This is a genomic window from Hyphobacterium sp., from assembly GCF_965229905.1.
Lineage (GTDB): Bacteria > Pseudomonadota > Alphaproteobacteria > Caulobacterales > Maricaulaceae > Hyphobacterium.
This window is the reverse complement of the sequence record NZ_OZ245930.1, coordinates 2,512,316-2,531,438: the sequence shown is the minus strand read 5'-3', so window position 1 is coordinate 2,531,438 and position 19,123 is coordinate 2,512,316. Positions and strand designations below refer to the sequence as shown.

Below are 19,123 nucleotides of genomic sequence, written 5' to 3'. Positions count from 1 at the left end.
CATGACCGGCCGCCGGCCCGGACCTGCGCTGTTTGGGGGGCTTGCCGCGCTGATCGCGGCGGGCCCCATTCTGGCCGTAGCCTGGATCGCGGCCAGCGCGCCCTGGAGCGATTATCTCCTTCATCTCGCCACCAGCCGGCTCACCGGATACATCGTCAACACATTGAGCGTGACCGGTACCGCGATGGCGCTGGCCGGCATCATTGGCGTTTCAGCAGGCTGGGTTCTGGCGAAGTTGGAGTTTCCCGGCCGGCGCTTGTTTGAATGGGCGCTTGCCCTTCCGCTTGCCGTACCGGCCTATGTGGCGGCCTATGGTTGGCTGGACCTGACACAGGCATCGGGCCCTCTGCAGACACCGTTGCGCGAGGCCGGCATGGGCTGGTTAAGCGACCTTATTCCGGTCGTGCGTGGCCCTCTGGGTGCCGGATTCGTCTTTGCCGTCGTGCTCTATCCCTACGTCTATCTCATCGCACGCCAAGCCTTCTCCGATCAGCCGCCCGCCCTGCAACAAGCCGCGCAGACTCTCGGCGCGTCGCGTTGGCAGGTTCTACACCGCGTAACCCTCCCACTTGTCCGCCCAGCGCTCATGGCGGGGCTGGCGCTCGTGGCGATGGAGTCGATTGCCGATTTCGGCGCTGTCGCGCACTTGGGCGCGCCAACGCTAACGGTGGGGGTGGTTCGGGCATGGGCGGGTGCGGGATCTGTGGCTGACGCCGCCCGCCTTGCCGTGCTGCTTGCCTTCTTTGCCTATCTGGCATTTGCTCTGGAGCGCCAGAACCGGTCCCGCGCCCGGTTCGGCCAGACCGCGGGACGGGCAGCGAAGAGCGTTCGCCACAACCTGCCTCGTGGGCAGGCAGCCCTGGCGATCCTGATCTGCACCGTCCCGATCCTCCTCGGGCTCGTCCTGCCTCTCGGCCGGCTGCTGTATCTGGCCCTGACAGAGCCCGTCGCGCGCGGTGTTTCCGGCGCGCTAATCAATTCGCTCGGCCTCGCTGCAATTACTGCCTTGCTGGCCGCCGGGCTGGGTCTCGGCGCCGCCTACGCGATCCGCAGCGGTTCGTCTTTCGGGAGATTTAGCGCCCGCTTGGCCAGTCTCGGCTACGCTGCACCGGGTGCCGTCGCGGCGGTCGGGGCGCTGGTCCTGTTTGCCGGATTGCAAAGCCTGCTCGACACGCTTTGGGGTGGGCCGTTTCCGATCCTGCTCTCTGCGACAGCGGGCGCACTTGTTTTCGCCTATCTCTCACGCTTTGCCGCTGTCGCAATCGCGCCCAGCGAGTCGGCGCTGATGCGGGTCGGGCCCGGCTTGGACGAAGCCGCGAAAACGCTCGGCGCAAGCCGCCGCCGCATTGTCCGAGAGGTCCACTGGCCGCTGATATTCACAGGCATCGGAATCGCGGGCCTGATGGTATTCGTGGAAGTCATGAAAGAGCTGCCGGCCACCATGATATTGCGTCCGTTCAATACCGATACGCTCGCGGTGATCGCGTACAATTACGCCGCGGACGAGCGACTCGGCCAGGCCGCCCTGCCCTCACTGGTCATTGTTCTGGCCTGTATACCGGCCATGATCCTCGCCGCCCGGACGCTAACCTGGGACAAGCCGCGATGAGCGCTCCTGTGCTGCACATAAGCGGCGCGCGCAAGGCGCTGGGCGGCCAGCCGATTCTGACCGGGGTCGATCTCGAACTGGCACGCGGCCGGGTCACAGCCTTGCTGGGGCCTTCCGGCGCCGGCAAATCGACCTTGCTGCGTGCGATTGCGGGCCTCGAACGTCTTGATGGCGGACGGATCGTGAGTAGCGGCACCGCTTGGGACGACGGCGGCACCTTTGTGGATGCACAAAAACGCGGTGTCGGCTTCGTCTTCCAGGATTACGCGCTGTTCCCGCACATGACGGTCAGCGAAAATATCGGCTTCGGCTTGCGTTCATGGTCCCGCGAAGACAAGGCAGCGCGCATCGCGGAATTGCTCGGCCGCGTCGAGATCGAGGCGCTTGCCGGCAACTATCCGCACGAGCTGTCCGGCGGCGAACAGCAACGTGTTGCGTTGGCGCGGGCGCTTGCCCCGAAGCCTGACATTATGCTCCTCGACGAGCCGTTCTCGAGCCTTGATCGTCGCCTGCGCTCGGAGCTGCGCCAGCAAACGATGAACGCCATCCGCGAGTCCGGTGCGGCAGCCCTGATCGTCACGCATGACGCCGACGAGGCGTTCGAGACGGCCGACGAGCTGGCCTTGATGGAAAACGGTCGTATTGCCCAGACCGGTGCGCCGGTCGATGTCTACCTCAAGCCGGCCACGCTCACCTGCGCCCGCCTTCTGGGCGATCTCAATGCCTTTCCGGCAAAGGTCGAGCAAGGCAGCATCCGCTCGCCCTTTGGACCGTTAGCGGTGCCGGATGTGAAAGACGGCTTGGTGGTACAGGTGCTGGTGCGGCCCGAAGCCATCGCTCCCAGCGACGAGGGCGTTACGTGCCGGATAGACGATCTGGTTGTGCGCCAGGGACGGCTTAAGGCCATCGTCGCGGCGCCCGACGCGTCCTTCTGGCAATGCGACCTGCCCCTGTCGGCGGCTGCCAAAAAGGGCGAGACAATGCGCCTCGCCCTTGATCGGGAAAAAGTGACGGTCCTGCCCGTCTAGCTAGGCGGCATTCGCCTTTGCGGACGCGTCTTCGATGCGCGCCCGCGCCATCTCGTCAGCGACAACATTGGAGGGCCGGCCTTCGCTTTCGGCACGGTCCAGAATCTCGCCGAGCGTGGCTTCAAGGCCGACCAGCTTCTGCTTGACCCACTCCGGATCGTAATCGCCGCGGATTTCACCCGTGACATTGATGATACCGCCAGCGTTGATCACATAATCCGGTGCATAGAGGATGCCGCGCTTCTGCAGCTCGGCTCCCATTTCACGCGTGGCGAGCTGGTTGTTGGCCGCTCCCGCCACCATCCGCACCTTCAAGCGGTCAATTGTGTTCATGTTGATGACCGATCCCAATGCGCAAGGTGCGAACACATCAGCGTCCTGATCGTAGATGTCGTCCTTGTCGACAATCGTCGCCCCGAAGTCGTTCACATGTTTTTGCAGGGCATCCGTATTCATGTCGGCGACAATGAGCTCGGCGCCAGCTTTCGCCAGGTGCCCGCAGAGATAGGAACCGACATGACCGGCGGCGCCCTGAACGGCGACCCGGATACCCTTCATATCTTCGGATCCGGTCGCGCGCTTCACGCAGGCGCGAATGCCGCGGAACACACCTTCAGCGGTCACAGGCGACGGATCGCCAGAAGCCGCCTTGCCTTCCGGCAGACCCGTGACGTGCTTGGTCGTCTTGTGCACGCTCATCATGTCGTCCGGGCTCACGCCGACATCTTCCGCCGTGATGTAATTGCCATTCAGCGCATCCACCGCCCGGCCAAAGGCCTGGAACAGGGCGTCGCGATCGAACGCGCCTTGCGGTTTCATGATGACGCTCTTGCCGCCGCCAATCGGAAGGTCTGCCATCACATTCTTGTAGCTCATGCCCTGCGAGAGCCGCAGCACATCGTCGAGCGCGTCCGCCGAGCTGTCATAGGTCCAGAAACGGCAACCGCCGCAGGCCGGGCCTCGCGCAGTCGAATGAACGCCGATGATGGCCTTCAGGCCGGTTTTCTCATCGGTTGCGAACAGAACTTTTTCGTGATTGTCGAACGACGGGTGCTCAAAAACACTCATGGATTATTCCGTTTCCTGGCATGCCGCCGGAGCGGCGCGCCTGCTGTCGGGTCGAAGCGAGCGGCGGCGTGGGGATAGCCCCTGACGCCAACCGCGACAAGCTCTGCGCACCGCTATTCGGCAAGCAATTTCATATTGCGCTGCACCATCGGGATGAGCTCGTTTTCGAACCAAGGATGACGCTTGATCCAGGCATTATTGCGCCAGGAAGGGTGTGGCAGCGGAATGATTGCAGGCGCAAACTCGCGCCATGCCGCGACGGTCTCGGTCACATTGCCCTTGTAGCGGCTCTTCAGAAAATACTTCTGGGCGTATCCACCGATTAGGAACGTCATTTCGACACTCGGCAAGAAGGCATCGAGATGCGATTGCCAAAGCCGCGCACAGCGGGGTCTTGGCGGCTTGTCGCCACCTTTGGCATCAAGACCGGGGAAGCAGAATCCCATTGGCGTGATCGCCAGAAAATCCGCGTCGTAAAACCGGTCTTCTCCGATCCCCAGCCAATCGCGCAACCGGTCGCCCGACGGATCGGTGAAGGGCCGTCCTGACGCATGCACGCGCGTGCCCGGTGCCTGGCCGACGATCCGCACCCGCGCGCGGGACGACGCCTGAACAACCGGACGCGGCTCGGGGATCTCGCCTTCGCAGGCGCGGCATGCGCGAATCTCGGTCAGAAGACCGTTGATATCGCTCATGCCCGGATGGCGATCCGGTAAACGCCCTTGAAGTCTGTAGGATCGACCGCCTTGCCCTTGCGCAGAATGTCCACACGGCCGCCAAGCGCCAGCCGCACGGCACCCTCGCGTACGGCGCTTAGCCGGCTCCGCCAGTTCTCGGGATCCAGCTCGCGCGCCGCTTCGCTGGGACAGATGGACTTGCCCGGGCCCCTCGCCTCTGCGAGACGGAGGATGGCGGCATCGACAGTGTCGTCATTCATGCGATCAGCCTAGCGCCTGGACGGACCGATGCGAAGAGATCACCGCCCCTATTGGATGCATGCGGTCTGGGAGCGGTACGAGAATGCCTGGGCCCGGCACTTCCTGCACCCGCATTTCGACCGGCTCGGTCCGGCATCAAAGCTCACCCAGCCCTGGTATATTGAGCTGTTCGGTCCGAACATCGAGGCCGGCACGACACTGAACATCGTAGCGACGCGCGATGCGAAAGTGCGGCTCACGGTCTGGTCTCCCGCCGGTCAGGCCGGCCGGATCTCAATTGGCGATGCTGTGTTTATCGCACCGGGCACGCGGATCCTTGCGACCCGGTCGATCGAGATCGGACACGCCTGCCTGTTTGCCGCCAACAGCACGATCACCGACAGCGACTGGCACGGCCTTTATGACCGCGTCGATCCCGCGCCGGAAGGCCGTCCGGTCAGGCTCGGCGACAATGTCTGGATTGGCGACGGCGCTTTCATCGGCAAGGGCGTGACCATCGGCGATCACGCTGTCGTCGGCGCACGCGCTGTGGTGACCAAAGATGTCCCGGCCTATGCGGTTGTTGCCGGAGCCCCGGCGCGCATTGTAAAACGCCTCGATCCCGGCGCAGCGATGCGAACGCGACTCGAAATGGTCGGGGAAATCCACGGCATCTCACGCTTTATGGATGATGCCTACCGCCGCGAACTGTCAGGAAACTCGACCTTGGGCTGGTTGCGCAGCCGCCTTTTTCCGCGCCGCGGCGACTAGCCGAACAGGCTCTGCGGCAGGGCGCCAATCACCGCGCCCGTCATCAGGGTCGCGAGTGTACCCGATATCAAGGCCCGCGGCGCCAGATGCAGGATATCTTCCCGCCGGCTGGGCGCGATGGCGATCATTCCCCCGATGAGAATGCCGACGCTCGAAAAATTCGCGAATCCGCAGGCGGCATAGGTCAAAATGAGATTCGTCCGCGGCGACAGCTCGTCACCAATCTGCGCCAACCGGTCATAGGCGTAAATCTCGTTCAGCGCGGTTTTCAGCCCCATGATCGAGCCGGCATTCGTGGCTTCAGACCAGGGCACGCCGGCCAGCCAGACAATGGGGGCAAACAACCAGCCCAGCACACGCTCGACGGAAAGCGGAGCGCCGCCGAAATCCGGCGCCAGCCCGAGCGTCAGATTGATCAGCGCGACAATGGCGGTGAACACGAGCAGCATGGCGATGATGTTGATGTACAGCCTCACGCCATCGGTCACGCCGGTCGTCAGCGCATCCATGGACGAGTGATAGACGGTTGTCGGAATCTTCTCGGTCGACCTGTCTTCCGCTGCATCGGCTTCCGGCGGATACATCAGCCTAGCCAGCAACACGGCGGCCGGGATCGAGATCAGGGACGCCGTCAGGATGTGGCCCGCCGCGCCATCAATGATCGAGCTGAGTTGCGCGACGTAGATTGCCATCACCGATCCCGCGACCGTCGAGAAGCCGACCGTCATGATCAGGAACAGATCGCTGCGGCTGATCTGCGGTAGGCGTGGCCGGATCAGCACCGGCGATTCCGTCATGCCGAGGAAAATATTCGCCGCCGCGCCCAGGCTAGCCGCGCCTGACAAATTCAGGGTCTTGCGGAACGCCCAGGCAAAGCCGCGGACCACGAATTCAAGGATCCGCCAGCGCCACAGTACGGCCGAAATGGCGGACAGGACGATCACCATCGGCAAGGCCTGGAATGCGAAAATGAACAGCCCGCCGGCATTGTCTTCGTCAACGACAAAGGGCGGGGTGCCGCCACCGATATAGCCAAACACGAAACTCGCGCCTTCTGTGGTTGCCGCCTGCAGGGCCTCAACCAAGCCGGTCAGCGATTGCAAAAAGGCGCGGGTCGGCGAGAAGGAATACAACGCCACAGCGATCAGAAACTGCAGGACCAGCGCTCCGCCGATCAGAATCACCGGCAAGCGGCGTCGCGGGCCGAGCAGCCAGGCGATGCCGATAAATGCAAACAGGCCAAAAAAGCTGCGGAACTGCAGGCCGAAATCTTCCATAAATCCCCCGACGCGGTGGCGCGGCACCCTAATCGCCTGTCCCGCCCGGGGGCAATGCTTGCGCACACGCAACAACACATTAGAGAAGAGGCCATGAGTATCTGGAGCCCCTGCGTCAAAGTCTGCTTCGTCGATCCCAAGGCGGGGCTATGCGTCGGCTGTTTCCGCTCGCTCGAGGAATTGGCGCACTGGACACGCTATTCGGACGAGGACCGGGCGGCCATCGCGAAAGCCCTGCCCGAACGCGAAAAAACCTACCGGGACGCTAAAACTAACCCGCCCAAGCCTCCCGCAACAGGCTGACAGCGGTCAGGACAAGACCGAGCGCAAACAAGCGCCGCAACAGGCGTTCCGGCAGTGTGTGCGCGAGCTTTGCGCCAAGCGGCGCCACAAAGAAGGCCGATGCAGCGAGAATCAGAAAGCCGAGCCCGTCGACATAGCCCAGCGCGGTCGGTGTGCGGCCCGGCTCGTCCCAACCCCAAACGATGAACCCCAACGCCCCCGGCACGCCGATCGCGACCCCGAAACCTGCAGCCGTCGCCACTGCCTGGCGGATCGATTTGCCGCACAAGGTCATCAGCGTGACGCCAAATACGCCGCCACCGATTCCAAGCAGCGAGGACAACAGGCCGATCAGCGATCCGAGGCCGGCACGCAACGCGCCGCCCGGCATGGTCTCGGCCAGCCGCCAATCGGGCCGGCCGAAGAAAAACTGAAGCGACAATAACAGCGCCACGACGCCGAACAGGCCCGTCAGCCCGCGACCGGGGATGAGGTCGGCCACAAAACCGCCGACCAGCGCACCGGCGACGATCCAGGGGGTCCAGCGTCGCAGGATCGCGAAATCGACAGCGCCATGCTTAGCATGTGCCGCCACCGAGCGAAGCGATGTCGCGACGATCACCGCCAGTGACGTGCCGACCGCCATGTGCATGCGGACCGCATCGTCATAACCGAGCACGCCGAGCACAAAATAAAACGCCGGAACCATCACGACGCCGCCGCCGATGCCGAACAGGCCGGCGATCAGCCCTGCAAACAGCCCCGTCGCGACGAGCGCGATGGCCAGCCCCGCCAGTTCCGCGGTCATGCGTCGATCGTTTCGGGGCGAGTCGCGGCCAGTGCGGCATCCAGCACGTCGAGACCAGCTCCATCCTTGACGGCATGTTCCGACAGGATTCGGCGCCATTGCCGCGCGCCGCGCCGCCCGTGGAACAATCCCAGCATGTGCCGGGTGACCGAATGTAGCCGCACACCCTTGGCCAATTGCTGCGCGATATAGGGGCGATAAGCCGCGATCGCGTCCTCCGGGCTTGAAGCCGGGTCAGACCCGGAAAAGAAAAGACTGTCGACTGACGCCAGCATCCACGGGGTATGATAAGCGGCGCGACCGAACATCAAACCGTCGAGCTGTCCTTGTTCGGCAATCCCCTGTTCCAGCGTTTCCAGCCCGCCGTTTAGGATCAGTTCCATTTCCGGAAAGTCGGTCTTCATCTGCCGGACCAGCGGGTAGTTGAGCGGCGGTACCGTCCGGTTTTCTTTGGGGCTCAACCCCTTCAGCCATGCCTTTCGCGCATGGATAATGACTGTCCGGATGCCGCGCTTTTGGACCGCCGCGAGCATCGCCGGAAGGGCAATCTGCGGATCCTGATCATCGACACCGATGCGGCATTTCAGCGTGACCGGAATTTCGACCGCCTCTTGCATGGCTTGCAGGCAGTCGGCGACAAGTTCCGGCTCGCGCATCAAACAAGCGCCGAAACGGCCCGATTGCACCCGGTCGGACGGGCAACCGGCATTCAAATTGATCTCGCAATAGCCCAGTTCGGCACCGATCTTTGCGGCGCGCGCCAGCTCGGCCGGCTCCGATCCGCCCAGTTGCAGTGCCACCGGCTGTTCGGCCTCGCTGAAACCGATCAATCGTTCGACATCGCCATGAACAATCGCCGCGCTCGTTGCCATCTCGGTAAAAAGCAGCGCATGCCGCGTCAGCACACGATGGAATGCCCGGCAATGCCGGTCGGTCCAATCCATCATGGGCGCCACGCAAAAGCGGCGATCGGGGTCTTTGCGGTTATTCATCGCGGCTCACATAGCGCTTCAAACCGATAACAACAAACCGGTAAATTCGCTTAACCAGGCTCTAAGCCCCCCTTGCTATGGAACACACAGCAAAAGGGAGAGTCCCTCATGGCGAAGGCCGACTTTCACAAGCATCAACGAGTCTTTGTGCGCCCTGTCGGAACCTGGGCGCTGATCGAACAGGTCAAACCGCACTGGGTTAAAGGCGTCGAGGAGCCGGTCCGGATTTCATACGATTGCGGCCTCGGGCGCGACTTCACCGCTGACGAGCTCTGCGAGGAGCAGAAGGACGATGTCGAGATCGGCAGCTGGCGGTTAATGCGGGCGAAAAACAAATGGCAGTCGCCGGATGAATGCGCCCATCACCCCTTCCCGGGAACGTTTCCGGTTGTTGTCACGGACCAGCAGGACTGGGGCGGCTGGCGGGTCCCGGGCGCCGAATATGACCGCGATCCGCAAACTGTCGAGTTTCAGGCGCGATTGATCGCCGCCGCACCGTCCTTGATGAAGCTCGCGGAGACATTGGCGAAGCAAGTGGAGCGGGCCGAGGACCTGCCCGAAGACGTGAGGAAAATGGTGGCTTTCGCCAAGTCCACTGTCAAAAAAATCCGCTCGCGGCCATCGGAAAGCCCGGCCGGGACGTCCCGCGCCGCTTAACCGGGCCCTAACGCTTTCGGGCTTATTTGAGCTTTGGTTTTAACGTGAGGATGACAGATGCCGGCGGACCTGAGCAAGCTCTCCTTCCTCGTGGTCGATGACAATGTCCACATGTTGAAAATCGTCCGCACGATTCTCAACGGCTTCGGCGTTGTCAAAATCTACGATGCCGTGTCCGGCCCGGATGCTCTTGAAACCCTGCGCCATGAAACCATCGATATAGCCATTCTCGACTACCAGATGGACGGCATGGACGGGCTGGAACTGATCAAGTACATGCGTGACGAACAGCGTATGGAGAACCCCTACATTCCGATCATCATGCTGTCCGCATACAGTGAAAAATCGCGTGTCATGCAGGCGCGCGATCAGGGAGCGACAGAGTTTTGCGCGAAGCCGGTGACCGCCACAGACTTGTTCCGAAAGATCCGCGCGGTCGTCGACCGTGCCCGCCCTTTCGTTCGGACCAGCATCTTTTTCGGACCGGACAGGCGTCGTCACGATCCGGACAAGTACAAAGGTCCGGAACGCCGCTCGGATGATCAGGCGCAGCCCAACGTCGCTTAAAACTTCTCGTCAATTCAGGTCGACAGGCCCTGCGGAACCTCTCTAATCTGGGAGGAATGATTCGTTCGCCGTCCTATCCCTCCAATCCCTCGTCCCGCCCGAAAAGGCCGGAGTCGAGACAGGACGCCGAGCTCAAACGCGCGGCGTCGGCGGGGGATGCCCGCGGCGTGGTTTGGATCGTACTCGCGGTGATCCTGTTCACGGCCATGTTCGGCGGCGTCATTGGCTTCAAACTCTATCAGGAAAGCGTCTCCGGCCGACTGGAAGCGCAGACGACGCACTCGCGGGAGGCGGTCTTCCTGTCGGAAGCGGCAACCCGCACCCTTCAGGAGGCGGTCACGGCGCTCAATGTGGCCTTGTCCGACATCGACGCGCTGCCCGCGGAAGAATTGCCGGAAGTTCTGGACCAGAGGCTCGCGCCCATACGGGCGCTGACGGCGGTCGAGGCGATCGAATATCTTGCGCCCGGCGCCGATATGCCGCCCGCTCTGGAGCCTCTGGCGCGGACAGCGTTGAGTTCGCCCAACGGACTGGCAACCTGGCCGACGTCTCCGGAAGGACCGCCGCGGATTGTCATGGCCGTGCCGATCGCCATGCAGACGGGTGAGGTCGGAGCTGTTTTGTTGCAGCTCTCGCCCGACGCGCTATTGCCCACTTATGGCGCGGAATATGTCGCAATCCTTGTCGATGCGGACGCCCGCCCGCTGGCCATGCAACCGCCGCGGACAGGCGGATTGTTCTCCGAATCCCTGACCACCCGTTTCGGCTTGCCGCCTCAGACCGTCCGCCAGTTGGCGGCGTCGGGCGAAGCGATGACCGGCGTGCGGATCGGTGAGCAGGAAATGGTGATCGCCGCGGCCCCGACACCCTTCGAGGGCTTGAATGTTGTGGTTATCGGCACGCCTAATATAAATCAGGGCGCCTGGATGCGGACCCGCATCCTCTACGGCCTGCTGTTTGTTGCACCGGTGATTTTCGCCATCGGATTGTCGGCGGCTTTATCAACCCAGATGAGCAGCCTGAAATCGGCCCGCATAGCCTTGGGCGATAGCGAAAAGCGGTTTCGGCTCGCCATTGAGGGCGCGCGCTGCGGGGTGTGGGACTGGGATCGCAAAAAGGACACCGTTTACCTCACCGATTCCTTCGCCCGCATTCTCGGCCGCGACGATGCTCAGATGCTGTCGGGAGCAGAATTTCTGTCCCTTTTCAGTCAGCGCGACCGCGAACGGATTTCCGCCGCAGTGCGCGGTTCCGTCCGGGCCGGCGATGTCGATGTCGAAGTGCAGGCCAGCGGTGTACCGGTCTGGCTTCACCTGCGAGGCCGGCCGTGGGGCGACATCCAGGACGGTTTGACGGACCGGCTGGTCGGTGTGGCGATCGACATCACCGAGCGGAAAGGCGCCCAGGCGCGGGTTGCCGCCGCGGAAAACCGGCTGCGGGCCGCCCTGGAATCCATGTCGGAATCCTTCGTGCTTTGGGACCGTCGCCGGTGCCTCGTCATGTGGAACCGCAAGTTCCGCGATTTCTTCCATTTTACCGAGACCGCACTCAAGCCCGGCATGACCTATGCCGAGGTTGAGACCGGCGCCGCACGCGCCATCCGCAAAGTCCAGGAGGGCACCGGCTCCGGCGAGGCGTTCGAGATGGAGCTGAAGGACGGGCGTTGGCTGCACTATTCCGAACGCAGCACCAGCGATGGTGGCCTGGTCAGCGTCGGCGCCGACATCACGGACCTCAAGAACCAGGAAAAGGCGCTCAAGGAATCCGAACAGCGCCTCCGCAATACGGTTGAGGATGTCCGGCGCAATCAGCAACGAATCGCCGAGCTGGCCAACAAATACGAGAAAGAGAAGATCCGCGCCGAAGAAGCCAACCGCTCCAAGAGCGAATTCCTGGCCAATATGAGTCACGAGCTGCGTACGCCGTTGAACGCAGTGAACGGCTTCTCCGAGATCATGTTGCGCGAGATGTTCGGGCCACTCGGCGACAATCGCTATGTCGATTACGTCAAAGACATTCACACTTCGGGACAACACCTCCTGTCGCTGATCAACGATATTCTCGACATGTCGAAAATCGAGGCCGGCAAGATGAAGCTGCAAAAAGAGCCGGTCAGCCTGGCCGATATCGCCGAGCAAAGCCTGCGGCTGGTCAAAGCGCGGGCGGAAGAAAAGTCGATCCGCTTGGTGTCGGATCTCGACGACAACCTTGCCGACCTCAACGCCGATCCGCGGGCGCTCAAACAGGTCATCCTGAATCTGTTGTCAAACGCCGTGAAATTTACGCCCGAGGAAGGCCGGGTCAGCATCCGCAGCTTCGCCATCGACGATCGGGTGGCGTTGCAGGTACGCGATACCGGCATCGGCATTCCGAAAGAAGATTTGCCACGGCTGGGCCGCCCGTTCGAGCAGATCGAAAGCCAGCACTCCAAAAGCCATCAGGGCACCGGGCTGGGCCTGGCGCTGTCGAAATCGCTGGTCGAGATGCATGGCGGCCAGATTGCAATCGAAAGCGAGCTCGGCAAGGGCACCACCGTAACCTTGACCATCCCCTTCAACGGCGGCGACGAAAACGTCCAGGCGGAAGACCTTGAGCCCGAACGCCGCCGCGTTGCAAGTGACGCGGCCTGATCAGAAACGGTCGCGAGGTGGCGGCGGACGATGCCGCATTCCGCCCGGCGGGCGGCGCCCGGCCGCCAGCGCTGCCATACGCTGTTCTGGCGGCAGATCGGCGACCAGTTCAAGAATGATGTCTTCCATCGCCGCCTCGATCGCAAAACGTCGGGACCGCAAGGTATCCAGCGCACCCGCCGCAGCTTCGGGATCATAGGGATCGGCGAGCATCGCCGCTTCTGCATTTCGTTGTGCATCCCGGACGTCGACCATCAGGTCGCGGAACCGCTCGCGTTCGGCGGCAAATCGTTGGCGGGCCTGGGCCCGCTGTGCCTCCGGAAGGCTTCGAAGAAAAGCGCGCACATTGAACCCGCCGGCACGCCCCGGTTCCGGCGGACCGGGATGCAGGCGTTCACCGCCATGCGGTACGACATCGGAAACATGCGGGCTCCCAACCACCCGATGCAGGACGATACCCGTCATGACGCCGTTCGCGGTCAGCGAGATCAACAGCGCAACAATCCAGGGAAGAGCCCGGTTCATGCGTCACCCCAGTCCCAAGCAGCCCAGTCCTCGGCCAGACCGTCGAACGCGTCGGCATATTCAGCCCCATAGTAAGGCTCTTCACCGACGGGCAACACGAGCCCGCTGGTGAACCCGCCGATAACGCCGATAATCAGCGCGGCCGCCGCTGCAACCGCGGGTCGCCGCCAGTCCGCCTCGAATGGCCGCGCGGGCGCCGATTTCAAAATTCTCCGGACAAGAAGCTCGCTCGGAGCGACCTCACCGGAATCCGACAGGAGGCCGTCCAATTGTTGCGCGTCGGCCAGCATGGCCCGTGCATCGCCGGATTCGGCGAGCAAAAGCCGCGCGGCAGCACGCTCGTCTTCCGGCCAACGGTCGATTTCGCCGCCATAGGCATCGGCGAGATCTGCAAACCGATTCATATCCATCACAACACCTCCGATGCCTGGGTCGATTCCCGCGCCAGGCTCGCGACGAGTTCTTCCCGCTGCGGCGATAATAGAACTTTGAGTTTCCGCCGCCCACGCGCCAAAAGCGATTCCAGGGCGTCGACACTGATGTCCAATTTCTCGGCCGCCTCGATATTCGAAAAGCCCTGGAAGTGACACATCTCCAGCGCCGCGCGTTGCCGCGCCGGCAAGGCGGCGACCGCTGAGATGACCCTCTGACGGGCTTGCGTGGCAATGAGCCCGTCGTCTGCTGCCACGCGGCCATCATCAGTATCCGGCGGCGTATCCATCGCCAGCTCCCGCTTTTTGCGCAGCCGGTCGAGACAAAGATTGGTCGCGATCCGGCCCATCCAACTCTCGACCCGTGCATCGCCGGCCTGCCAGCGGCCCGCCGCATTCCACGCCCGGATGAAAGCGTCTTGCGCGACATCCTCTGCCTCCACCGGGTCGCGGAGCATGCGCCGTCCAATCGCCAGCATGAGCGGCAGGGCGCGGTCCATCAACTCGCGGGCCGCGTCCCGGTCTCCGGACGCGATGCGGCGCATCAGCGCCGCATCGGCCTCACCCGGAGACTGATCCGGTCCGGCTCCGGAAAGCGAACTCGAAGGCATGCCCGATCGTCATCCTTTCACCCCCGACCCTAATCGGCGAGTTCTAGTCCCGCCACCAGAAACGCCGGCCTTCCCGGCGTTCGCGTGCGGTCTCGACCGCCGCCTCGAGTTCATCGGGCGTGATCACGTCGTCATTGTTCGCATCAAGCCGTTCAAAGCCCCGGTTCTCACCCCCGAGAAACTCCGCGCGGGAGATCCTGCCATCGCCGTCTGCATCGCGGTCTTGGCGATGAGCGCCATGGCGCCCGCGGCGTCGCTCGTGGAGCTCTCCGCCTTCGGCTTCGCGAAGTGCGGCGAGGCGCTGGTGAACCGGCGACCGGTCGTCGCTGGACAGATAGCCGTCGCCATTGCGGTCCATCCATTCGAACATTTCGGCCTGAAGCGTTTCGACTTCCGTCCGCGTGATGTGGTTATCGGCATTCGCGTCGGCCGCCCGCAACATCATCATGGCGCGCGCCGGACCATTGTCGCCGCGTCCCTGATGACCGCGATGCTGCGCTTCGGCGGCGGCTGCGAACACGAGAGAGCCGGCCAAACCGGCAAGCATGAGGGAGGATTTCATTTTCTAATCTCCAGAATTGGGTCTTGCACCCCATTCAACGAACCGCGGCGTCAATTCCGTCGTCTCCTCGCGCAGATGACCCAGACAGGTTTCAAACAATCGTCTGGCGCGTCCGGCCTTGTCCTCGATCTGCCGCGAAAGGGATGACAGGGATGATTGGCCGGCAAGCTGCGACAATCGCGTCGCGAACCCTTGCGACGCCGAACCAGGATCGAACCCCGCACCGTGGGCGGTGCGGATAATCTGTGAGAGACCCAGCCACAGCGCCGCAGCCGCCTGCAGCAGTTCGGTCTCCTCTCGCGACAACAATCCGGCCGCTTGCGCAGCTTCAAGCTGGTCGGCCGTGTTGAGCTGCGCGGTGAACCGGCCTGTTTGCGCCAGCAGCAACTGGCTCGCTTGCGCAATGAACTCGATATCGAGAATGCCGCCGGGCCGTCGTTTCAGATCCCATCCGCCTTTGGCCGGACGGTCGCGCTCAAGCCGGCGGCGCATATCCAGTACGTCGGCAACAATCTGCTCCGCCGTCGCGGGCTGCGCGAGCGCAGTCGCGATATGCGCATTGATTTTCTCGCCAAGATCGCCCTCTCCCGCGACGATCCGCGCACGCGTCAGGGCCATTCTTTCCCAGGTCCAGGCACTGTCGCGATAATAATCCCCGAAACTCGACAGGCGCACAGCGACCGGACCGGCCTTTCCGGACGGGCGCAACTGCATGTCGGCTTCATACATGCTCCCCTCTTCGGTGGGGGAAGACAGCGCGCTGACAAATCGCTGGGCAAAGCGCGTGAAGAAACGCGGTGCTTCGTCTGCTGCGCCTTCAGCCGGATCGTAAATGATCATCAAATCGAGGTCGGAGTCTGCCGCCAGTTCGCGGCTGCCCAGCTTGCCTAGCCCGAGTATCGCATAATGGCCCGGTGCCGGTCCGAACCGTTCATTGAGCTGATCCATCGCGACATCGGCCATGGCGCAGATCGAGATGTCCGCCAGACGCGCAAACGCCGCCCCGGCAGCTGCAGCGTTGGCCCGTCCCACCAGAAGCTGGGATCCGATCCGGAACCGCTCCTCGCGGACAAGGCGACGGCCGCGGTTCATCGCATCTTCCGGATTGGCGGCTTCGGACATCTGGAACCGCATGCGTTCGGCGACATCATCATCCGGATCGTCAATCAGCGGGCGGGAAAAACGCGCTTCCAGCATCACATCAATGACCGCGGGACGTTGTGCCAGCGTAGTCGCCATTTGCGGTGCGAGACCGATGATGGTCACGAGTTCGCGCGCGAGCTCCGGCTCGTTTTCAAGCATGGAGAGCGGTTGCACGCCCATCGGCAGGCCTTCGATGAAGGCCGCAAACCGGGTGAAGGCCGAATCCGGTTCGCCGGTCTCTGACATCGCCCGCAGCAATTGTGGCGCGATACGCGTCAGCACTTGCCGCGCCCGCGTTGTACGCAGGGCCCGTGCCTTCCCGGCCAGCCACGAATTCATTCGAGCCCAGGCAGCGTCCGGAAACTGGAATCCCAGCGACTCGAGCGTCTGCAGCGTCTCGCGTGTCGGTTCGACACCTGTGAACACCAGACTTCCGCATTCGTCCGCCAGGCTGGTTTCTGTCGCAAACTGCCGCGAGAAAGCGCTATGAACGCGCTGCAACACTGTGCCGAGCTCCCCATCCAATGCCGCCACATCGGAAAAGCCCGCAAGCCGGGCGACCGCGAGGCGGCGCGCGCCGTCTTCGGGCAGCGTCTGCGTCTGCTCGTCCGACAACATCTGAATGCGATGTTCGACCCGACGCAGAAACACATAATCGGCCGCGAGCTGACTCGCGGCATCGGGATCGATGACGCCGCCCTTGGCCAGCTCCGATAGCGCAAGAAAAGGTGACCTGATCCGCAATTCGCGCATCCGGCCGCCCATCACAAGCTGCGGAATCTGCGCGTAAAACTCGATCTCGCGGATCCCGCCACGGCCGAGCTTCAGATCATGTCCGGCAGCGCGGATACGCGCGCGGTCCCCGACGGCCTGGATCTGCCGCGCCAGGGAATGGATATCCTCGACCGCTGCGTAATCCAGCGTGCGCCGCCACACAAAGGGCCGCATCGCCGCCAGAAAATCCGCAGCGGCGTTTCCATCGCCCGCACAATATCGGGCTTTTATGTAAGCCGCGCGCTCCCAGTTCTGGCCCAATGACTCATAGTAATTCATCGCGGCCGATACGGAGAGCGCGGGCGGCGTGGCAGACGGATCCGGCCGCAGGCGCAGATCGATCCGGAACACATAACCGTCGGACGTCACTTCATTCAGCAGCCGCGAGAGCGATCTGATCAGTCGCGGCAGGCGCTTGCCCGGCTCATCCGCCACGGCGCCTTGCAGACGATCTGGGTCGTAAAACACAACAAGGTCGATATCGCTCGAGAAATTCAATTCGCCGGCGCCCAGCTTCCCTAGCGCGAGAACAAACAAGCCGGAAATGGGATCGTCCGGACTGGGACAATCGGCAAATTTCCCTTCGGCGCTGCCGAGGCGCACCAGCCCATGCAGGGCCGCGCGGACGCAGCAATCGGCAAAGCGGGAAAGCGCTGCAGCCGCCTGCATCACATCGAGCGCGCCGGACAGTTCGGCCAGAGCCAGCGTCAAATGCGCATCATCCTTCAGACGACGTAAGACCTGTCCGAGAGAAGCTTCATCGGGCGCGTCGCCACCGGCCCTGATCGCCGCGGTGCATTGTGCGTCGAGCACTTCGTCCAGCGGCTTTGTCGCGAGCGCTTCCAAAAGATCCGCGCGCGATTTGGACAGGCGGCCCAGATAGGGCGCCGCAGCGAATGCGCGATCAAGGAACGCGCGATCGCCATCGTCCAGCCCATCCGGATAGCTGCCGGCGCGGGGGCCGGTTTCGAAGGAAGGGATATCGATCGTGCGCCGTTGAAAGAGCGTGGCCATGGCCCAAGCGTCACCGCTTCGCGGCCGAATTCAAGCCGTCTTGTCGGCAAAAGGGAAAACCAATGCGATCCGCAATCCGGTACCGTCTCCGTCATGGCTGCCCGCGCCATCATCGAGAATGAGTTCGGCGTTGTGAACATCTGCAATCGCCTTGACGAGGCTCAGCCCCAGACCGGAGCCGGGCTGATTTCGCGATTCCTCCAGCCGCACGAATCTCTGCGTCACGCGCAACCGGTCAGCCTCGGGGATGCCCGGGCCGGTATCGGTGACCGAGATTTCGACCCGCCCGTCACGGCATTGCCGCAGCCGAAGCTGAATGGCGCCACCGGCCGGCGTATACTTCGCCGCATTATCGAGCATGTTGGCCATCGCTTGGGACACCAGGTTGGGATCGCCACGGATCACAAGGCCGTCGTCCACCTGAACGCCAAAATCATGACCGGAGTCTTCGCAGACCGGCTCGTAGAGCTCACCCATGTCCGAAACCAGCGGTGCCGGATCGAAGGTCTCGAAACTGTCGCGGCGCTCTCCGGCCTCAATTCGCGATATGCTCAATATCGCATTGAAAACACCCAGTAATTCGTCGGAATCGTTGAGTGCCTGCTCCAGCGCGGCCTGCCGGCTTTTGCGATCGCCATCAGCCCGCAAAGCATCCTCCATCCGATTGCGCATCCGGGTCAGAGGAGACCGCAAATCGTGCGCGATGGAGTCGCCGACATTGCGCATGCGGTGCATCAATTCTTCCAGCCGGTCGAGCATTGAATTGAAATTCGCGGACAGCTCGTCAAGCTCGTCGCCGGAACCGTTCCGCGGCGCGCGGCGGGTCAATTCACCGCGCATGACCGTGCGCGCCACCATGTTGACCGCATCGAGGCGCCGCGAGAATCGGCGGCTTACGACGACCCCCGAAATAATGCCGAGCGCGATAACCAGGGCCGACGCCGCCAGGATGGCACGCAACATGCGGCCAATCAGACGGTCTTCGTCTTCGATATCAATGCCGATGAAGACGGTATATCCGTCGCCTATGGGCACCGCCCGGGCGCGCGCCCGGCGGCTGTCCCGCTCCGATTCTTCGCCGTCCACCGGCGAACGACCGTAGACGAAATCAAGCCAGCCTTCATCAAGGATCGGCGCATCGGGCATGCCGTTGAGATTGCCCGATAACAGCCGGCCGTTCGGGTTGATGAGCAGATAGAGAACATCGCTGCCGCCGACCGTGCGTTGCAGGATGTAACGATTGACGCCTTGGATGCCGGACTCTTGGAACCGTCGCTCGACGGCGGCCAGCTCGTCATTGATAACGGCGTCCGTCCGCCGCAGCGCCGCGCCGGCCGACGCAGCATAAACGAAGGCCAGGATCAAAAAGCTCGACAGCGCGAACAGCGCCGCCGACAGCAAGGTCAGGCGGAAAGCTGTCGTTCTGACGAAGGACGGCAGCCGCCGCGTCATACTTC

19 protein-coding genes are annotated in these 19,123 nt (G+C 63.0%); 7 read left to right on the top strand and 12 right to left on the bottom strand.

Translation table 11 applies throughout. The features are described 5' to 3' along the window. Window position 1 precedes the first annotated feature (1 nt). Window positions 2-1,609, top strand: a complete 1,608-nt coding sequence (locus ACO08C_RS12645; protein ID WP_421786074.1) for an ABC transporter permease — start codon at window positions 2-4, stop codon at window positions 1,607-1,609. Then, window positions 1,606-2,637 carry an ABC transporter ATP-binding protein gene (locus ACO08C_RS12640; protein ID WP_421786072.1) on the top strand — a complete coding sequence of 344 codons (1,032 nt, stop codon included), beginning with the start codon at window positions 1,606-1,608 and terminating at the stop codon, window positions 2,635-2,637. The genes ACO08C_RS12645 and ACO08C_RS12640 overlap by 4 nt, the downstream gene beginning before the upstream one ends. On the opposite strand, the gene ACO08C_RS12635 is transcribed toward ACO08C_RS12640, so the two are convergent. The 3 genes from ACO08C_RS12635 to ACO08C_RS12625 all read right to left on the bottom strand — a co-directional run bounded on the left by ACO08C_RS12635 (window position 2,638) and on the right by ACO08C_RS12625 (window position 4,642). Continuing rightward, complete coding sequence (locus ACO08C_RS12635) at window positions 2,638-3,705, bottom strand: Glu/Leu/Phe/Val family dehydrogenase (protein ID WP_421786071.1); 1,068 nt, start codon at window positions 3,703-3,705, stop codon at window positions 2,638-2,640. It lies immediately after the preceding gene. Between the two features lie 113 nt (window positions 3,706-3,818). Then, on the bottom strand, window positions 3,819-4,400 hold the full coding sequence (locus ACO08C_RS12630; RefSeq protein WP_421786069.1) for a uracil-DNA glycosylase family protein: 582 nt from the start codon (window positions 4,398-4,400) through the stop codon (window positions 3,819-3,821). Continuing rightward, on the bottom strand, window positions 4,397-4,642 hold the full coding sequence (locus ACO08C_RS12625; RefSeq protein ID WP_421786067.1) for a DUF3253 domain-containing protein: 246 nt from the start codon (window positions 4,640-4,642) through the stop codon (window positions 4,397-4,399). Before ACO08C_RS12625 ends, ACO08C_RS12630 begins: the two co-directional genes overlap by 4 nt. A 28-nt stretch (window positions 4,643-4,670) precedes the next feature. Here ACO08C_RS12625 and ACO08C_RS12620 point away from each other — a divergent pair, with 28 nt between their 5' ends. Beyond that, window positions 4,671-5,393 (top strand): acyltransferase, encoded by a 723-nt coding sequence (locus ACO08C_RS12620; protein WP_421786066.1) that lies wholly within the window; start codon window positions 4,671-4,673, stop codon window positions 5,391-5,393. Here the strand turns inward: ACO08C_RS12620 and ACO08C_RS12615 are convergent. Continuing rightward, on the bottom strand, window positions 5,390-6,670 hold the full coding sequence (locus ACO08C_RS12615) for a NupC/NupG family nucleoside CNT transporter (protein WP_421788722.1): 1,281 nt from the start codon (window positions 6,668-6,670) through the stop codon (window positions 5,390-5,392). The two genes, ACO08C_RS12620 and ACO08C_RS12615, sit on opposite strands and share 4 nt — an antisense overlap. Before the next feature lie 93 nt (window positions 6,671-6,763). On the opposite strand from ACO08C_RS12615, the gene ACO08C_RS12610 reads away from it, so the two are divergent. After that, on the top strand, window positions 6,764-6,973 hold the full coding sequence (locus ACO08C_RS12610) for a DUF1289 domain-containing protein (RefSeq protein ID WP_421786065.1): 210 nt from the start codon (window positions 6,764-6,766) through the stop codon (window positions 6,971-6,973). Here ACO08C_RS12610 and ACO08C_RS12605 read toward each other — a convergent pair. Further along, on the bottom strand, window positions 6,942-7,760 hold the full coding sequence (locus tag ACO08C_RS12605) for a sulfite exporter TauE/SafE family protein (RefSeq protein WP_421786063.1): 819 nt from the start codon (window positions 7,758-7,760) through the stop codon (window positions 6,942-6,944). The genes ACO08C_RS12610 and ACO08C_RS12605 overlap by 32 nt on opposite strands. Then, window positions 7,757-8,752, bottom strand: coding sequence for a tRNA dihydrouridine(20/20a) synthase DusA (gene dusA / locus ACO08C_RS12600; RefSeq protein ID WP_421786062.1), 996 nt, complete (start codon window positions 8,750-8,752; stop codon window positions 7,757-7,759). Before dusA ends, ACO08C_RS12605 begins: the two co-directional genes overlap by 4 nt. Window positions 8,753-8,860: 108 nt before the next feature. Between dusA and ACO08C_RS12595 the strand changes: the two genes are divergently transcribed. From ACO08C_RS12595 to ACO08C_RS12585, 3 genes are read left to right on the top strand one after another with little or no spacing between them, the layout of a single operon-like run. Beyond that, the gene (locus ACO08C_RS12595) at window positions 8,861-9,409 is read left to right on the top strand and encodes a hypothetical protein (protein ID WP_421786061.1); all 549 of its coding nucleotides are present in this window, start codon (window positions 8,861-8,863) and stop codon (window positions 9,407-9,409) included. 57 nt (window positions 9,410-9,466) lie between these two features. Then, window positions 9,467-9,976 carry a response regulator gene (locus ACO08C_RS12590; RefSeq protein ID WP_421786060.1) on the top strand — a complete coding sequence of 170 codons (510 nt, stop codon included), beginning with the start codon at window positions 9,467-9,469 and terminating at the stop codon, window positions 9,974-9,976. Between the two features lie 56 nt (window positions 9,977-10,032). Next, complete coding sequence (locus ACO08C_RS12585; RefSeq protein WP_421786059.1) at window positions 10,033-12,606, top strand: PAS domain-containing sensor histidine kinase; 2,574 nt, start codon at window positions 10,033-10,035, stop codon at window positions 12,604-12,606. Here ACO08C_RS12585 and ACO08C_RS12580 read toward each other — a convergent pair whose 3' ends face one another. Genes ACO08C_RS12580 through ACO08C_RS12555 form a run of 6 tightly spaced genes read right to left on the bottom strand, consistent with a single transcriptional unit; the run spans window position 12,607 to window position 19,118 of the window. Then, window positions 12,607-13,131, bottom strand: coding sequence for a periplasmic heavy metal sensor (locus ACO08C_RS12580; RefSeq protein ID WP_421786057.1), 525 nt, complete (start codon window positions 13,129-13,131; stop codon window positions 12,607-12,609). Beyond that, the gene (locus ACO08C_RS12575; protein WP_421786055.1) at window positions 13,128-13,535 is read right to left on the bottom strand and encodes a hypothetical protein; all 408 of its coding nucleotides are present in this window, start codon (window positions 13,533-13,535) and stop codon (window positions 13,128-13,130) included. The genes ACO08C_RS12580 and ACO08C_RS12575 overlap by 4 nt, the downstream gene beginning before the upstream one ends. 5 nt (window positions 13,536-13,540) lie before the next feature. After that, window positions 13,541-14,173, bottom strand: coding sequence for an RNA polymerase sigma factor (locus ACO08C_RS12570; protein WP_421786054.1), 633 nt, complete (start codon window positions 14,171-14,173; stop codon window positions 13,541-13,543). A gap of 43 nt (window positions 14,174-14,216) precedes the next feature. Then, a complete protein-coding gene (locus ACO08C_RS12565) occupies window positions 14,217-14,735 on the bottom strand; it encodes a hypothetical protein (RefSeq protein WP_421786052.1) in 519 nt (172 codons plus the stop codon). 3 nt (window positions 14,736-14,738) lie between these two features. Further along, complete coding sequence (locus ACO08C_RS12560) at window positions 14,739-17,666, bottom strand: bifunctional [glutamine synthetase] adenylyltransferase/[glutamine synthetase]-adenylyl-L-tyrosine phosphorylase (protein ID WP_421786050.1); 2,928 nt, start codon at window positions 17,664-17,666, stop codon at window positions 14,739-14,741. A 30-nt stretch (window positions 17,667-17,696) separates the two neighbouring features. Continuing rightward, window positions 17,697-19,118 carry an ATP-binding protein gene (locus ACO08C_RS12555; protein WP_421786048.1) on the bottom strand — a complete coding sequence of 474 codons (1,422 nt, stop codon included), beginning with the start codon at window positions 19,116-19,118 and terminating at the stop codon, window positions 17,697-17,699. Window positions 19,119-19,123 lie beyond the last annotated feature (5 nt).

Coding starts and splice junctions, on each gene's coding strand:
- ACO08C_RS12645 (WP_421786074.1), top strand. CDS start 2: ATGACCGGCCGCCGGCCCGGACCTGCGCTGTTTGGGGGGCTTGCCGCG.
- ACO08C_RS12640 (WP_421786072.1), top strand. CDS start 1,606: ATGAGCGCTCCTGTGCTGCACATAAGCGGCGCGCGCAAGGCGCTGGGC.
- ACO08C_RS12635 (WP_421786071.1), bottom strand. CDS start 3,705: ATGAGTGTTTTTGAGCACCCGTCGTTCGACAATCACGAAAAAGTTCTG.
- ACO08C_RS12630 (WP_421786069.1), bottom strand. CDS start 4,400: ATGAGCGATATCAACGGTCTTCTGACCGAGATTCGCGCATGCCGCGCC.
- ACO08C_RS12625 (WP_421786067.1), bottom strand. CDS start 4,642: ATGAATGACGACACTGTCGATGCCGCCATCCTCCGTCTCGCAGAGGCG.
- ACO08C_RS12620 (WP_421786066.1), top strand. CDS start 4,671: ATGCGAAGAGATCACCGCCCCTATTGGATGCATGCGGTCTGGGAGCGG.
- ACO08C_RS12615 (WP_421788722.1), bottom strand. CDS start 6,670: ATGGAAGATTTCGGCCTGCAGTTCCGCAGCTTTTTTGGCCTGTTTGCA.
- ACO08C_RS12610 (WP_421786065.1), top strand. CDS start 6,764: ATGAGTATCTGGAGCCCCTGCGTCAAAGTCTGCTTCGTCGATCCCAAG.
- ACO08C_RS12605 (WP_421786063.1), bottom strand. CDS start 7,760: ATGACCGCGGAACTGGCGGGGCTGGCCATCGCGCTCGTCGCGACGGGG.
- dusA (WP_421786062.1), bottom strand. CDS start 8,752: ATGAATAACCGCAAAGACCCCGATCGCCGCTTTTGCGTGGCGCCCATG.
- ACO08C_RS12595 (WP_421786061.1), top strand. CDS start 8,861: ATGGCGAAGGCCGACTTTCACAAGCATCAACGAGTCTTTGTGCGCCCT.
- ACO08C_RS12590 (WP_421786060.1), top strand. CDS start 9,467: ATGCCGGCGGACCTGAGCAAGCTCTCCTTCCTCGTGGTCGATGACAAT.
- ACO08C_RS12585 (WP_421786059.1), top strand. CDS start 10,033: ATGATTCGTTCGCCGTCCTATCCCTCCAATCCCTCGTCCCGCCCGAAA.
- ACO08C_RS12580 (WP_421786057.1), bottom strand. CDS start 13,131: ATGAACCGGGCTCTTCCCTGGATTGTTGCGCTGTTGATCTCGCTGACC.
- ACO08C_RS12575 (WP_421786055.1), bottom strand. CDS start 13,535: ATGAATCGGTTTGCAGATCTCGCCGATGCCTATGGCGGCGAAATCGAC.
- ACO08C_RS12570 (WP_421786054.1), bottom strand. CDS start 14,173: ATGCCTTCGAGTTCGCTTTCCGGAGCCGGACCGGATCAGTCTCCGGGT.
- ACO08C_RS12565 (WP_421786052.1), bottom strand. CDS start 14,735: ATGAAATCCTCCCTCATGCTTGCCGGTTTGGCCGGCTCTCTCGTGTTC.
- ACO08C_RS12560 (WP_421786050.1), bottom strand. CDS start 17,666: ATGGCCACGCTCTTTCAACGGCGCACGATCGATATCCCTTCCTTCGAA.
- ACO08C_RS12555 (WP_421786048.1), bottom strand. CDS start 19,118: ATGACGCGGCGGCTGCCGTCCTTCGTCAGAACGACAGCTTTCCGCCTG.